At 71.6% G+C, this 13,277-nt stretch carries 11 protein-coding genes; 9 read left to right on the plus strand and 2 right to left on the minus strand.

Annotated features, from left to right (window positions below):
- The first annotated feature begins 160 nt into the window (after positions 1–160).
- The 7 genes from ddaH to ACTMTU_RS02205 all read left to right on the plus strand — a co-directional run bounded on the left by ddaH (position 161) and on the right by ACTMTU_RS02205 (position 9,424).
- On the plus strand, positions 161–991 hold the full coding sequence (ddaH, locus tag ACTMTU_RS02175; RefSeq protein WP_441261676.1) for a dimethylargininase: 831 nt from the start codon (positions 161–163) through the stop codon (positions 989–991).
- Positions 988–2,211, plus strand: coding sequence for an ornithine--oxo-acid transaminase (gene rocD / locus ACTMTU_RS02180; RefSeq protein WP_441261677.1), 1,224 nt, complete (start codon positions 988–990; stop codon positions 2,209–2,211). The genes ddaH and rocD overlap by 4 nt, the downstream gene beginning before the upstream one ends.
- A gap of 123 nt (positions 2,212–2,334) precedes the next feature.
- Positions 2,335–3,171, plus strand: a complete 837-nt coding sequence (locus tag ACTMTU_RS02185; RefSeq protein ID WP_441261678.1) for a M55 family metallopeptidase — start codon at positions 2,335–2,337, stop codon at positions 3,169–3,171.
- Complete coding sequence (locus ACTMTU_RS02190; RefSeq protein WP_441261679.1) at positions 3,164–4,510, plus strand: M20/M25/M40 family metallo-hydrolase; 1,347 nt, start codon at positions 3,164–3,166, stop codon at positions 4,508–4,510. Before ACTMTU_RS02185 ends, ACTMTU_RS02190 begins: the two co-directional genes overlap by 8 nt.
- 11 nt (positions 4,511–4,521) lie before the next feature.
- The gene (locus ACTMTU_RS02195) at positions 4,522–6,519 is read left to right on the plus strand and encodes an LpqB family beta-propeller domain-containing protein (RefSeq protein ID WP_441261680.1); all 1,998 of its coding nucleotides are present in this window, start codon (positions 4,522–4,524) and stop codon (positions 6,517–6,519) included.
- On the plus strand, positions 6,516–7,451 hold the full coding sequence (locus ACTMTU_RS02200; protein ID WP_441261681.1) for a S66 peptidase family protein: 936 nt from the start codon (positions 6,516–6,518) through the stop codon (positions 7,449–7,451). Before ACTMTU_RS02195 ends, ACTMTU_RS02200 begins: the two co-directional genes overlap by 4 nt.
- Before the next feature lie 185 nt (positions 7,452–7,636).
- Positions 7,637–9,424, plus strand: a complete 1,788-nt coding sequence (locus ACTMTU_RS02205) for a CocE/NonD family hydrolase (RefSeq protein ID WP_441261682.1) — start codon at positions 7,637–7,639, stop codon at positions 9,422–9,424.
- Here ACTMTU_RS02205 and ACTMTU_RS02210 read toward each other — a convergent pair whose 3' ends face one another.
- A complete protein-coding gene (locus ACTMTU_RS02210; RefSeq protein WP_441261683.1) occupies positions 9,425–10,492 on the minus strand; it encodes an adenosine deaminase in 1,068 nt (355 codons plus the stop codon).
- Positions 10,493–10,533: 41 nt separating this feature from the next.
- Positions 10,534–11,280, minus strand: a complete 747-nt coding sequence (locus ACTMTU_RS02215; RefSeq protein ID WP_441261684.1) for a GntR family transcriptional regulator — start codon at positions 11,278–11,280, stop codon at positions 10,534–10,536.
- Positions 11,281–11,444: 164 nt separating this feature from the next.
- On the opposite strand from ACTMTU_RS02215, the gene ACTMTU_RS02220 reads away from it, so the two are divergent.
- Both ACTMTU_RS02220 and ACTMTU_RS02225 read left to right on the plus strand, forming a co-directional pair.
- On the plus strand, positions 11,445–12,056 hold the full coding sequence (locus ACTMTU_RS02220; RefSeq protein WP_441261685.1) for a GNAT family N-acetyltransferase: 612 nt from the start codon (positions 11,445–11,447) through the stop codon (positions 12,054–12,056).
- Positions 12,057–12,139: 83 nt separating this feature from the next.
- Complete coding sequence (locus ACTMTU_RS02225; RefSeq protein WP_441261686.1) at positions 12,140–13,123, plus strand: tetratricopeptide repeat protein; 984 nt, start codon at positions 12,140–12,142, stop codon at positions 13,121–13,123.
- Positions 13,124–13,277 lie beyond the last annotated feature (154 nt).

Raw genomic sequence — 13,277 nt, forward strand, 5'->3', positions numbered from 1 at the left:
GCGACGCGAAACGCCGCCGATGGGCCGTACGACGCAGGATTGCTGCGCATACACGCAGCGGTTGTTCCTTGTCGCCCGAACCTCCCGATTCCTACCGTTGAGACGTCACCGGTCGTCACCGGTCGTCACCGGCCATCTCAGGAATCGGGAGGAACCCCGGGTGCCACCCAGCCGCGTGCCTCGCCCCAGGCGTTACCTGGTCTGCGAACCCCGTTACTTCGACGTGAAGTACGCCATCAATCCGTGGATGAGCGAGAACACCGAGGTCGATCAGGGCCTCGCCCGGTCCCAGTGGAACGCCCTGACCGACGCCTACCGCGCTCTCGGCCACAAGGTCGAGTCCGTGGAGCCCGACGCCGAACTGCCCGACATGGTCTTCGCCGCCAACTGCGCGCTGGTCCTCGACGGCAAGGTCTTCGGCTCCCGCTTCCACGCGCCGCAGCGCCGGCCGGAGGAAGAGGCGTACGCGGCCTGGTTCAAGGTCGCAGGGTTCGACGTGCACCGGCCCGGGTCGGTGTGCGAGGGCGAGGGCGACCTCGTCCCCGTCGGCGGCCACATCCTGGCCGGCACGGGATTCCGTACGACCACCGAGGCGCACCGCGAGGTGCAGGAGTTCTTCGGCGTACCGGTGATCGGCCTCCGGCTCGTCGACCCGTACTTCTACCACCTCGACACCGCACTGTTCGTCCTCGACGACGGGAGCGACGGGCACACCGCGAACATCGCCTACTACCCGGAGGCGTTCTCGCCGGGCAGCCTCGCGGTGCTGCGGCGGCTGTTCCCCGACGCGGTGATCGCCACCCGCGAGGACGCCATGGCCTTCGGCCTCAACTCCGTGTCCGACGGCCGCCACGTCCTCGTGGCCCCGCAGGCGAAGGCACTCGTCGGACAGCTCGCCGAACACGGCTACGAGCCCGTCCCCGTAGACATGTCCGAATTCCACAAGGCCGGCGGCGGCATCAAGTGCTGCACTCAGGAGATCCGCGCATGACTCTCACCCCCGTACGCACGCAGCGCTCCTCCGAGGAGCTCATCCGCGCCGAGAACACGGCGCTCGCGCACAACTACCACCCGCTTCCCGTCGTCGTCGCACGCGCCGAGGGCGTCTGGGTCGAGGACGTCGAGGGCCGCCGCTACCTCGACATGCTGGCCGGCTACTCGGCGCTCAACTTCGGCCACCGCCACCCCGGCCTCGTCGCCGCAGCCCACCGCCAGCTCGACGAGGTCACCCTCACCTCGCGCGCCTTCCACAACGACCGGCTCGCCGGCTTCGCGGAAGGTCTCGCCGAGCTCACCGGCCTCGAGATGACCCTGCCGATGAACACCGGCGCGGAGGCCGTCGAGAGCGCGGTCAAGGTCGCCCGCAAATGGGCCTACGAGGTCAAGGGCGTCGCGCCCGACCGGGCGACGATCATCGTCGCCGACGGCAACTTCCACGGCCGCACCACCACCATCGTCAGCTTCTCCACCGACGAGTCGGCGCGCGGCGGGTTCGGCCCCTTCACGCCCGGCTTCCGGATCGTGCCCTACAACGACCTCGCCGCGCTCGAGAACGCGATCGACGAGACCACGGCCGCCGTGCTCATCGAACCGATCCAGGGCGAGGCGGGCGTCCTCATCCCCGACGCCGGCTACCTCGCGGGCGTGCGCGAGCTGACCCGGCGGGCCGGCTGCCTGTTCATCGCCGACGAGATCCAGTCCGGTCTCGGACGCACCGGCACGACCCTCGCCGTCGACCACGAGTCGGTCGTCCCAGACATGCTGCTGCTCGGCAAGGCCCTCGGCGGTGGCATCGTCCCCGTCTCCGCGGTCGTCGCACGCCGGGACGTGCTGGGCGTGCTGCGTCCCGGCGAGCACGGTTCCACGTTCGGCGGCAACCCGCTGGCCGCCGCGGTCGGTTCCGCAGTGGTCGACCTGCTGGCCACCGGAGAGTTCCAGCGCAGGGCCGCCGACCTGGGCGAGGTGCTGCGGGAGGGCCTGACCGGGCTGGTGGGCAAGGGCGTCGTCGGCTTCCGCTCCCGCGGGCTGTGGGCGGGCGTCGACGTCGACCCGGCCATCGGCAGCGGCCGGGAGATCAGCGAACGGCTGATGGCCGAGGGCATCCTCGTGAAGGACACCCACGGCTCGACCATCCGGATCGCGCCGCCGCTGACCATCACCCAGGAGGAACTCGGGTCGGCCCTCGCCTCCTTGGAGAAGGTCCTCGGTTAGCGGGCCGCACCCGGCCGCTCCCCGGAGCGGCCGGGACGCGGCGTGACCAGCCACTCCGCTCCACGGCCACCCTGTCGTAAGGTGCACTTCTGGCAGCGTGGCCGTGGCGGAACGGAGAGAGCCGTGAAGATCCTTATCAGCGCCGACATGGAGGGCGCCACGGGGGTGACATGGCCGGCCGACGTCCTGCCCGGCACACCCCAGTGGGAACGCTGCCGCTCCCTGTTCACCTCCGACGTGAACGCGGCCGTCCTCGGCTTCTTCGACGGCGGCGCCGACGAGGTGCTGATCAACGAGGCGCACTGGACGATGCGCAACCTCCTCCTCGAGGAACTCGACGAACGCGCCGAGATGCTCACCGGGCGTCACAAGTCGCTGTCCATGGTCGAGGGCGTCCAGCACGGCGACGTCGACGGCATCGCCTTCATCGGCTACCACACCGGCGCCGGCGCCGAAGGCGTCCTGGCCCACACCTACCTCGCCAACTCCATCACCGGTGTCTGGCTGAACGGCGTCCGTGCGAGCGAGGGCCTGCTCAACGCCCATGTCGTCGCCGAATACGGCGTCCCCGTCGTCCTCGTCACCGGCGACGACCTGACCTGCGAGGACGCCCTCGGCTACGCCCCCGAAGCGCTCAAGGTCGCGGTCAAGGACCATGTTTCGCGCTATGCGGCCGTCTGCCGGACCCCGGCCCGCACCGCGGCGGACATCCGCGCCGCGGCCAAGGAGGCCGCCGCCCTCGCCGTACGCCACGCGCCCGTCGAGGGCGGGCCGTTCACCCTCGAGCTCGAGTTCGACGCCGAGCACCTCGCGGCCGCGGCCACCGTCGTCCCTGGCGTGGCACGGGCCCGGGGGGAGAGGCGGGTGGTGTACACCAGCGGGACGATGTACGAGGGCATCCGCACATTCAAGGCGGTCACGACGATCGTCTCCGCCGCCGTGGAGGAGCAGTATGGCTGACGTGACAGAGACCCCCATCGACGCCCGCGCCCTCGACGAGGTGGTGACCTTCACCTCCGAGCTCATCCGCATCGACACCACCAACCGGGGCGGCGGCGACTGCCGTGAGCGGCCCGCCGCCGAGTACGTCGCCGAACGGCTGGTCAACGCGGGGCTCGACCCGGTCCTTCTGGAACGCACCTCCGGCCGCACCAACGTGGTGGCCCGCTACGAAGGCTGGGACCCGGGCGCCGACGCGCTCCTCGTCCACGGCCACCTCGACGTGGTCCCCGCGGAGCCCGCCGACTGGACCGTCCACCCCTTCTCGGGCGAGGTCCGCGACGGAGTGGTCTGGGGCCGCGGCGCCGTCGACATGAAGAACATGGACGCCATGGTCCTCGCGGTCGTACGGGCCTGGGCCCGGCACGGCATCAGGCCCCGCCGCGACATCGTCATCGCGTACACCGCCGACGAGGAGGCGAGCGCCGAGGACGGCTCCGGCTTCCTCGCCACCGAGCACGCCGACCTCTTCGACGGCTGCACCGAAGGCATCAGCGAATCCGGCGCCTACACCTTCCACGCCGGCCCCGACATGGCGCTCTACCCCGTCGCCGCCGGCGAACGCGGCACGGCGTGGATGAGACTCACCGCGGACGGCAGGGCGGGCCACGGCTCCAAGGTCAACCGCGAGAACGCCGTGACCCGGCTCGCCACGGCGGTCGCCCGGATCGGCGAACACCGCTGGCCGGTACGGCTCACACCGACCGTCAAGGCCGCCCTGCTCGAACTCGCCGCGCTCCACGGCATCGACGTGACCAGGAAGGACCTGGAGACCACCGGCTTCGACGTCGACGAACTGCTCGCCAAGCTCGGCCCGGCCGCGAAGCTCGTCGAGGCGACGGTGCGCAACAGCTCCAACCCGACGATGCTGAACGCCGGTTACAAACTCAACGTCATCCCCGGCAACGCCACCGCCTACGTGGACGGGCGGATCCTCCCCGGCACCGACGAAGAGTTCCACGCGACCATGGACGCGCTCACCGGCCCCGACGTCCGATGGGACTTCTACCACAACGAGATCGCCCTCCAGGCGCCGGTCGACTCCCCGACCTTCGCCAAACTCCGCGCCGCGATCGAGGCGTTCGACCCCGACGCCCACGTGGTCCCGTTCTGCATGTCGGGCGGCACCGACGCCAAGCAGTTCGCCCGGCTCGGCATCACCGGCTACGGCTTCTCACCGCTGAAGCTGCCACCCGGCTTCGACTACCAGGCGCTCTTCCACGGCGTCGACGAACGCGTCCCCGTCGACGCCCTCCACTTCGGCGTCCGGGTCCTCGACCACTATCTGCAGATCGCTTAGGGGGATCGGACATGGTGCCCACCGGGGCCTACGGAACCTGGCCGTCGCCGATCGACGCGGCGCTGGCGGCGTCGCACGACGGACGCCCCGAGTATCTCGGCGTGGTCGGCGACGAGGTGTGGTGGACCGCTCCCCGCCCGGCGGAGGGAGGCAGACGCGCCCTGATGCGCAGGCGGCACGACGGCGCAGAGGAATCGGTGCTCCCCGCCCCGTGGAACGTCCGCAGCCGCGTCATCGAGTACGGCGGCATCCCCTGGGCCGGCTTCGACCGCCCGGAGCACGGCCCGCTCGTCGTGTTCATCCACTTCCCCGACCAGCGGCTCTACGCCTACGAGCCCGACCGGCCGGGCGCCGAGCCGCGGCCCCTCACCCCCGTGTCGGACATCGGCGGCGGACTGCGCTGGGCCGATCCGCAACCGCGGCCCGAGCGCGGCGAGGTGTGGTGCGTCCTCGAGGAGTTCACCGGACCCTCTCCCACCGACGTCCGCCGGGTCGTCGCCGCCGTACCGCTGGACGGCTCGGCGGCCGGTGACCGGTCCGCGGTACGCGAACTCAGCGACGACCGGCACCACTTCGTCACGGGGCCGCGGCTGTCGCCCGACGGGACCAGGGCGGCGTGGATCGCCTGGGACCACCCGCGGATGCCGTGGGACGGCACCGTCGTCATGGTCGGCGACGTGACGGAAGACGGCCCGTTCGAGAACGTCCGGGCGGCGGTGGGCGGGAGCGACGAGTCGGTCGCCCAGGTCGAATGGGCCCCCGACGGCTCTCTCCTGTTCAGCGCCGACGGCGGCGGATGGTGGGAGCTCCAGCGCATCAGGCCCGGCGCCCCGGACCCCGAGGGGCGCACACCGCTGTGCCCGGGTCGCGGCGAGGAGTTCGGCGGGCCGCTGTGGAAGATCGGCTCGCAGTGGTTCAGGCCGCTCCCCGGCGGACTGATCGCCGTCATCCACGGCAAGGGGGCGACCGCGCTCGGGATACTGGACCCGGAGACCGGCGAACTCGTCGACGCCCCCGGGCCGTGGAGCGAGTGGGCGCCGACCCTCGCCGTGCACGGCGACCGGGTGTTCGGCGTGGCGGCCAGCCCGCGCAGCGCGTACGAGATCGTGGAGCTGGACACCCGTACCGGCCGCGCCCGGGTCATCGGCAGCCCGCACGACGACCCCGTGGACCCGGCGTACTACCCCGAGCCGCAGATCCGTACCTTCACCGGGCCCGGGCACCGCGAGATCCACGCCCACATCTACCCGCCGCACAGCCCCGACCGGGTGGCGCCCGACGACGAGCTGCCGCCGTTCGTCGTCCGGGCGCACGGCGGCCCGACCGGCCGTGCCGGGCTCGTGCTCGACCTGGAGATCGCCTACTTCACCTCCCGCGGCATCGGGGTGGCCGAGGTCAACTACGGCGGCTCCACCGGCTACGGCCGCGAGTACCGCGACCGGCTCAAGGAGCAGTGGGGCGTCGTCGACGTCGAGGACTGCGCGGCCGTCGCGCAGGCGCTCGCCGACGAGGGGACCGCGGACCCGGCCCGCCTGGCGATCCGCGGCGGCAGCGCGGGCGGCTGGACCGCCGCCGCCTCGCTCGCGACCACGGATGTGTACGCCTGCGGCACGGTCCTCTTCCCGATCCTCGACCTCTTCGCCTGGGCCACGGGGGAGACCCACGACTTCGAGTCGCGGTACCTGGAGTCGTTGGTCGGCCCCATCGACGAGGTCCCCGCCCGCTACCGGGAACGCTCGCCGATCAACCACGTCGACCACATCACCGCGCCGTTCCTGTTGTTGCAGGGCCTGGACGACGTGATCTGCCCGCCGGTGCAGTGCGAACGGTTCCTGGAGCAGATCGCGGGGCGCCGGATCCCGCACGCGTACATCGCCTTCGAGGGCGAGGGCCACGGATTCCGCAGGACCGACACTCTGGTCCGGGCGCTCGAGGCCGAACTGTCGCTGTACGCCCAGACCTTCGGCGTGTCCAGTCCCGATGTCCCCCTGCTGGAGCTGAGGAAATGAGCCTGGAGCCGCTCGCACGTCCCAAGCGTCTGCGGGCCGGGGACCGGGTCGCCGTCGTCGCGCCCAGCGGTCCCGTCCCGGAAGAGCGCCTCGACGCCGGTCTGGACATCCTGCGCGGCTGGGATCTCGACCCCGTCGTCATGCCGCATGTCCGCGAGACGCACCCGGAGCTGGGGTATCTCGCGGGCGCGGACGAGGCCCGTGCCCGCGACCTCACCCGGGCGTGGTGCGACCCGTCGGTCTCCGCCGTGATCTGCGCACGGGGCGGGTACGGCGTCCAGCGGATGGTGGACCTCGCCGACTGGGACGCGATGCGCGCCGCCGGACCCAAGGTCTTCGTCGGCTACAGCGACATCACCGCGCTCCACGAGGCGTTCGCGGTGCGGATGGGACTCGCCACCCTGCACGGGCCGATGTCGGGCACGGAGGTCTTCCTCAAGGACGCCCGCACCCAGGACTCGCTGCGCGCCACGCTCTTCGAGCCGGAGACCGTGCAGCGGCTCCACGGCGTCGGGGAGGTCCGCCCCATGGTGTCCGGCCGCGCCCGCGGGGTCACCCTCGGCGGTTGCGTCTCGCTGATCGCCGCGGACCTGGGCACCCCCTGTGCCCGGCCGTCCGCAGGGGGCGGGCTGCTGCTGATCGAGGACGTGGAGGAGGAGAACTACCGCCTCGACCGGATCCTTACGCAGCTGCTGCGTGCCGGGTGGCTCGACGGCGTCGCGGGCGTCGTCCTCGGCTCCTGGGCGCAGTGCGGCCCCTACGAGCAGATCCGCGCGGTCCTCGCCGACCGGCTCTGCGGGCTGGGCGTCCCGGTCGTCGAGGAGTTCGGCTTCGGCCACGGCTCCACGAACCTCACGATGCCGCTCGGTGTCCCGGCGGTGCTGGACGCGGACGCGGGGACGCTGACGCTGGACGTGCCGGCGCTGATCTGATCCGCCGCTGGTCCGGTCCCTGCTGAATATCTGTCGACAACCTCACGCACGAGCGTTGACGTGCATCTGACATGTCCCGCAGCATGGGCGTCGGCCGCCTACTTACCGGTCGGTATGGCGAGTTGGGTCATGTCGACCTCGGACACGGCGGCCCCTGTTGTGACGTCCTCGATGCGGAGGTCCTCGTGTCCCGTGCCCTGCCCCGAAGCCGCAAGGCCCTCGCCCTGGCCGCGGGAGCGGCGTTCCTCGCACCGCTCACGGCCGCCTCCACCGCCACGGCCGACCAGACGCCGCAGTCCGCCTACAGCGTCACCGCACTGAAGTTCACCGTCCAGGCAGGCGGCAGGACCTGCGTGATCGACGCCGACCTCTACCGCCCCGCCGGCCTCGACCGGCACCGCACCGCTCCCGCCGTCCTCACCACCAACGGCTTCGGCGGCAGCAAGGCCGACGGCTCGACGGACGCCACGGCCCGGGCGTTCGCCGCCCGCGGCTATGTCGCGCTGGCCTACTCCGGTCTGGGCTTCGGGGCTTCCGGCTGCCTGATCTCCCTCGACGACCCGGACATCGACGGCAGATCCGCCTCACGGCTCATCGACTTCCTGGCCGGGAAGCGCGCCGCCGACGACGGCACGACGGCCGACTTCGTGACCAGGGACGGTCACGGCGACCCGCGCGTCGGCATGATCGGCGGCTCGTACGGCGGGGCGATCCAGCTGGCCACCGCCGCCGTGGACCACCGGGTCGACGCCCTCGTCCCGATGATCACCTGGAACGACCTCAACCACTCACTCGACCCCAACAACGCGGTCGCGACGACCGTGCCGGGCGCCTTCAAATGGCAGTGGGCCGACGGCTTCTGGCTGATCGGGGAGGGGCAGCCGCTGACGAACCCGAACCTGGACCCCTCACGCTTCGGTTCGTTCCAGTGCCTGCACTTCGTCGCCAAGGCCTGCGACACGCTGCGCCTGCTCAACTCCGGCCGCTATCCCGCCGACCGGGTCGACGCGATGCGGACGTTCGCCCGCAGCGTCTCGCCGGTCTCCTATCTGCCGCGCGTCGAAGCGCCCACGCTGCTGGTCCAGGGGCAGGCCGACAGCCTGGTCACCCTCAACGAGGCACAGAACAGCTACCGGACGCTGAAAGCCGAAGGCACCGAGACCAAGATGATCTGGCAGTCGTGGGGACACAGCGGCGGCATGACCGACCCCGCGTCCGGAGAGCTCAACCTCGTCGAGGGTAATCTGGAGGCGAGTTACGTGGGCCGGCGGATCCTCGCCTGGTTCGACCGGTACCTGCACAAGAACACCGCCGTGGACACCGGCCCCGACTTCGCCTACTACCGCGACTGGCAAAGCGGCTACGGCGAGGCGGCCGCCGTGCCCTCCCTCTCGCAGAAGCTCTACCTGTCCGGCGACGGCAAACTCGTCGACGCCCGCGCCAAGGTCGCACGCGGCAGCCGCACCTACACCAACCTGCTCGTACCGACCAGCCACTCGGAATCCTCGCTCGCCGGCGTCATCGGTGTGCCCGACCTCCGGCCGTACGACATGAAGGGCACCCACCTGGGCTGGCGGAGCGAGCCGCTGACATCGCCCGTCGACGTGGTCGGCGCGCCCCGGGCCCGGCTCAAGGTGGTCTCACCCCGGACGGAACGCGTCCAGCACTCCGGGGACGCGGCCGACAAGCTGGTGCTGTTCGCCAAGGTGTACGACATCGCGCCGAACGGCACCAAGACCCTGGTGAACCGCCTGGTCGCGCCGGTCCGGGTACCGGACGTGACCAAGGCGTTCACGGTGGAACTGCCGGCCGTCGTGCACCGCTACGAAACCGGGCACCGGCTGGAGTTCGTCATCGCGGCGAGCGACACGGCGTACTTCGGCAACCGCGGCGTCAAACCCGTCACGGTCGTCAGCGCGCCCGGCGACACCGGAGTGCTCGAACTCCCCGTCGTCCGGGGATCCCTGTCCTGACTACGCTCCGAGGGCCGCGTACCCGGGTCGGATCACCTCGTCGATCAGCCGCTGCCGCTCCGGCAGCGGCAGGAACGCCGACTCCACCGCCGCGACGGTGAACTCCTCGAACACCTCGGGCCCGTAACCGAAGGCGTCCACCATGTGCCGGAACTCCTCGCTCATACTGGTGCCCGAGACGAGACGGTTGTCGGTGTTCAGGGTGACGCGGAAGCCGAGACGGCGCAGCAGGTCGATCGGATGCGTGTCGTACGACTTCGCCGCGCCCGTCTGGAGGTTGGACGTCGGGCAGACCTCCAGAGCGATGCGGTTGTCGCGCACGTACGAGGCGAGTCGGCCGAGCGTGGCCGTGCCGTCGTCGTGGACCTGGATGTCGTCCGTGATCCGGACACCGTGTCCGATCCGCTCCGCGCCGCACACCTGCACGGCCTCATGGATCGACTCCGCGCCGACCGCCTCGCCGGCGTGGATCGTGAAGTGGCAGTTGTGGCGGCGCAGGTGCTGGAAGGCGGCGAGGTGGCGGGCCGGCGGATTGCCGACCTCGCCGCCCGCTATGTCGAACCCGGCGACACCGCGGTCGCGGTGCGCGACCGTCAACTCGGCGATCTCCAGGGAACGGTCGGTGTGCCGCATACCGGTGAGCAGCGCACGCACGGTGATCCTCCCGCCGCTGCGCCGCTCACCCTCCCGCAGCCCCGCGTTGACCGCGTCCACGACCTCGTCGAGCCCCAGACCCCGCTCCTGGTGCTGCTCGGGCGCGTACCGCACCTCTGCGTACACGACACCGTCCGCTGCCAGGTCCTCCGCGCACTCGGCGGCGACACGCTTCAGCGCCTCGCGGGTCTGCATCACCGCGCAGGTGTGGGCGAAGGTCTCCAGGTAACGCTCCAGCGACCCCGAGTCGGCGGCGTCCCGGAACCAGACCGCGAGAGCGGCCGGATCCTCGGTCGGCAGCCCCTGATAGCCGCAGTCGCGAGCCAGCTCGATGATCGTCCCGGGCCGCAGCCCGCCGTCGAGGTGGTCATGGAGGACGGCCTTGGGCGCGCGCAAGATGTCAGACAAGTGCATCCGGGGAGTGTACGGCACGGGGACGGGGCGGCCCGCTCCGCTCAGTTCGACTGGCGTACCGGCAGCGCCCCCGCCCCCGTCGCCAGTACATGCTTCGCCGCCAGTACCGGCACCTCCTCGACCCGCACCACCTGCGTCACCAGCACCGCCGGCGTGTCCGCCGCCCGGTCGAGCTGTCGGCCGCGCCGGGTGCCGAGAAGCGTCGCGGTCACGCCGCTGTGCGCGGTGAGGGCGATCCCGCGGGACGCCCCGGTCAGCGCGGCGAGCATCGAGACCGCGGGCCCCGCCTCCCGCAGCGCCGCCGCGAACGCGGGATGCGCCGCCTCCAGCGTCTCCTCCGGCGCGGCCCACTCGTGGCTCAGCACCCCCGTAGCGCCGTCGCCGTCCAGCAGGGACTCCCAGAAGCGCAGCTCGGACCCGGCGGGCGCGAGCAGATGCTGGGTGGTGAAATCGGTCGGTTCCTCCGTGGTCCGAAGCAGCGGCCGCACCCGCAGCGGGCTTCCGCCGCCGGAGAGCAGCAGCTCCAGCGGCTGGAGGTGCTCGTAACCGCGCCGGGGCGGATGGGCGTTGACCGTACGGCCGACCCCTCGGCGCACGGACAGCAGGCCGTCCTCCTGGAGCAGCAGCAGCGCCTCACGCAGGGCGGGGCGGCTGACGCCGAGCTCGCCGGCGAGCCGGGGCTCCGAGGGGAGGGTGGACCCGGGCGGGTAGACGCCCTCGCGGATGGCGTCCGCGATCCGCTCGTACAGGACGACGACGGGTCTGCGCTGCTGCCTGCTGACTGCCACTGGACCGGTCCTTCCCTGGGCTCACCACGTGGTGCGGGCGTCCTCTGCGATTCCGCCGAGGGGCGCACGCCCTGTCTGACAAGTCTCTCACCGATGCGGCGCGGGGGACGGTCGCCCTGGTAACGGAGCGGCCTCGGAGACGGGCCGCATGACAAGCTGACGCCATGTCCGAGTCCGAGCCCCGGTCTTCCACAGGCGACCCGTACGTCGCCACCGGCACACGCGTCGCCCTGCGCCACCTCACGTACGAGGACGCCGCGGAATTCACCGCGGCCGCGCGGCGGAGCAAGGACCACCACCGGCCGTGGCTCTTCCCGCCGCTCACACCCGACGACTACGCCGGGTACGCGCGGCGGCTCATCGAGGACCCGGCCCGTGCGGGCTTCCTGGCGTGTGAGCGCCCGGCCGGCAGGATCGCCGGATACATCAACATCAACAACATCGTCCACGGCGCGTTCCTCAGTGGCGCCGTGGGTTACGGGGCCTTCGCGCACGCCGTGGGCCGCGGTCTGATGGGGGAGGGGCTGCGGCTCCTGGTCGAGCACGCCTTCGCGCGGGGCGGCCTGGGGCTGCACCGCCTGGAGGCCAACATCCAGCCCGGAAACACGGCTTCGCTGGGACTCGTACGGTCGGTCGGCTTCCGGCTCGAGGGCTACTCGCCCGACTTCCTGTACATCGACGGCGCCTGGCGCGACCACGAGCGCTGGGCGATCACCCGGGAGATGACGACCCGGGACCGAACCGTCGGAGACGCAGGCAGCCGCCGTCAGCGGTGAGCGTGCCGTGGCCGACGGGCATCGTGTCCAGCGGGACATGACCGACGGGCCCGACGTGATCGGGTCAGGACTATCCTCGGACGATGTCGAATCGGGCGGTAGCAGCTGGTGTCGGTCTCGCGCGGGTGTTGGCGCACTGCGGGGGCAGTCCGGCCGCAGCGGTGGATCATCTGGCGGCTGCCATCGCCTCCGCGCCCGAGGATCCGGAGCCCTATGCGGTCCTTGCCGAATTGTGGAAGGACAAGCGGTCGGAGCTGGCCGAGGTCGTGCGGAACGGCGACTCGTTGAGGACGGTACTGGCGCGGTCGTACATCAGCTTCCTCGAGGGCGACATGGACGACGCGGCGCTGGCGATCGGCTCGGTCACGGGTGTGCGGCCCGGCATCGCCTGGGCGAGAGCCCCCTGGTTCGGCGACGAACGATTCCTCCGCGCGGTGAGCGCCGACGCGCTGGCGGAGGCCGCGATGCGGACGATGGACTACGGCCATGCTCTGGACTCCGAAAGCATGCGGGAACGGTTCCGGCCCTGGTTCGACGCCATCGATGCGGTCGCCGCCCGCCGGCCGCTGCCGGAGGCGTTGGCCAAGATGGCGATCCTGCTGCGGGCGTGCGGTCTCACCGACGCGTCGTTCGCCCTCTGCGACCGGGCGGACGCCGTTGAGCGGCTCATGCTGACGGAGGTCGTGCGGGCGGGCACGTGGCGCAAGTTGGGTGATTTCGAGCAGACCGCCGCGGCGTTCGAGCGCGCGCTCACGCTGGACCCGGCCAACTGGTCGCTCTTCCTCGACCTGGCCGACGTGCGCGCCGAGCAGGGCGACTTCGCCTCCGCCGTCCGGCTGGTCGCCGAGGGAATGAAGCACGAGCCGGCCGACCTCTCACTCCGCGCGGCCGGGGCGGCCTACCGGGCTCGGCTCACCGGCTCCCCGGCGGACCTGAGCGAGCTCGTCGAACTGGCGCCGAAACTGCCGAACGACTCGTACCGGAGCCTGCTGATCGATGTCGCGTGCGCCGGCCCCGCGCTGCCCGCCGACCTGGTGGATGCGGCCCGCCGCATCCGGAACACCTGAGGCTCCGCCGCGCCCCGGCACATCGGTCGCCGTGAGAGTGCCCTCCCTGGTGGGGGCGGAAGACGCGCGATTTCGTGTCCCTGGCGGCCGCCGAACCGGCATGTCCGGTCCGGAGGCCGACCTCCGGCGTAGGCTGAATCCCCGCACACGACGG

The sequence above is a fragment of the Streptomyces sp. OZ13 genome, from assembly GCF_052068155.1.
Taxonomy (GTDB): Bacteria; Actinomycetota; Actinomycetes; order Streptomycetales; family Streptomycetaceae; genus Streptomyces.

Coding starts and splice junctions, on each gene's coding strand:
- rocD (WP_441261677.1), top strand. CDS start 988: ATGACTCTCACCCCCGTACGCACGCAGCGCTCCTCCGAGGAGCTCATC.
- ACTMTU_RS02190 (WP_441261679.1), top strand. CDS start 3,164: ATGGCTGACGTGACAGAGACCCCCATCGACGCCCGCGCCCTCGACGAG.
- ACTMTU_RS02195 (WP_441261680.1), top strand. CDS start 4,522: ATGGTGCCCACCGGGGCCTACGGAACCTGGCCGTCGCCGATCGACGCG.
- ACTMTU_RS02200 (WP_441261681.1), top strand. CDS start 6,516: ATGAGCCTGGAGCCGCTCGCACGTCCCAAGCGTCTGCGGGCCGGGGAC.
- ACTMTU_RS02210 (WP_441261683.1), bottom strand. CDS start 10,492: ATGCACTTGTCTGACATCTTGCGCGCGCCCAAGGCCGTCCTCCATGAC.
- ACTMTU_RS02220 (WP_441261685.1), top strand. CDS start 11,445: ATGTCCGAGTCCGAGCCCCGGTCTTCCACAGGCGACCCGTACGTCGCC.
- ACTMTU_RS02225 (WP_441261686.1), top strand. CDS start 12,140: ATGTCGAATCGGGCGGTAGCAGCTGGTGTCGGTCTCGCGCGGGTGTTG.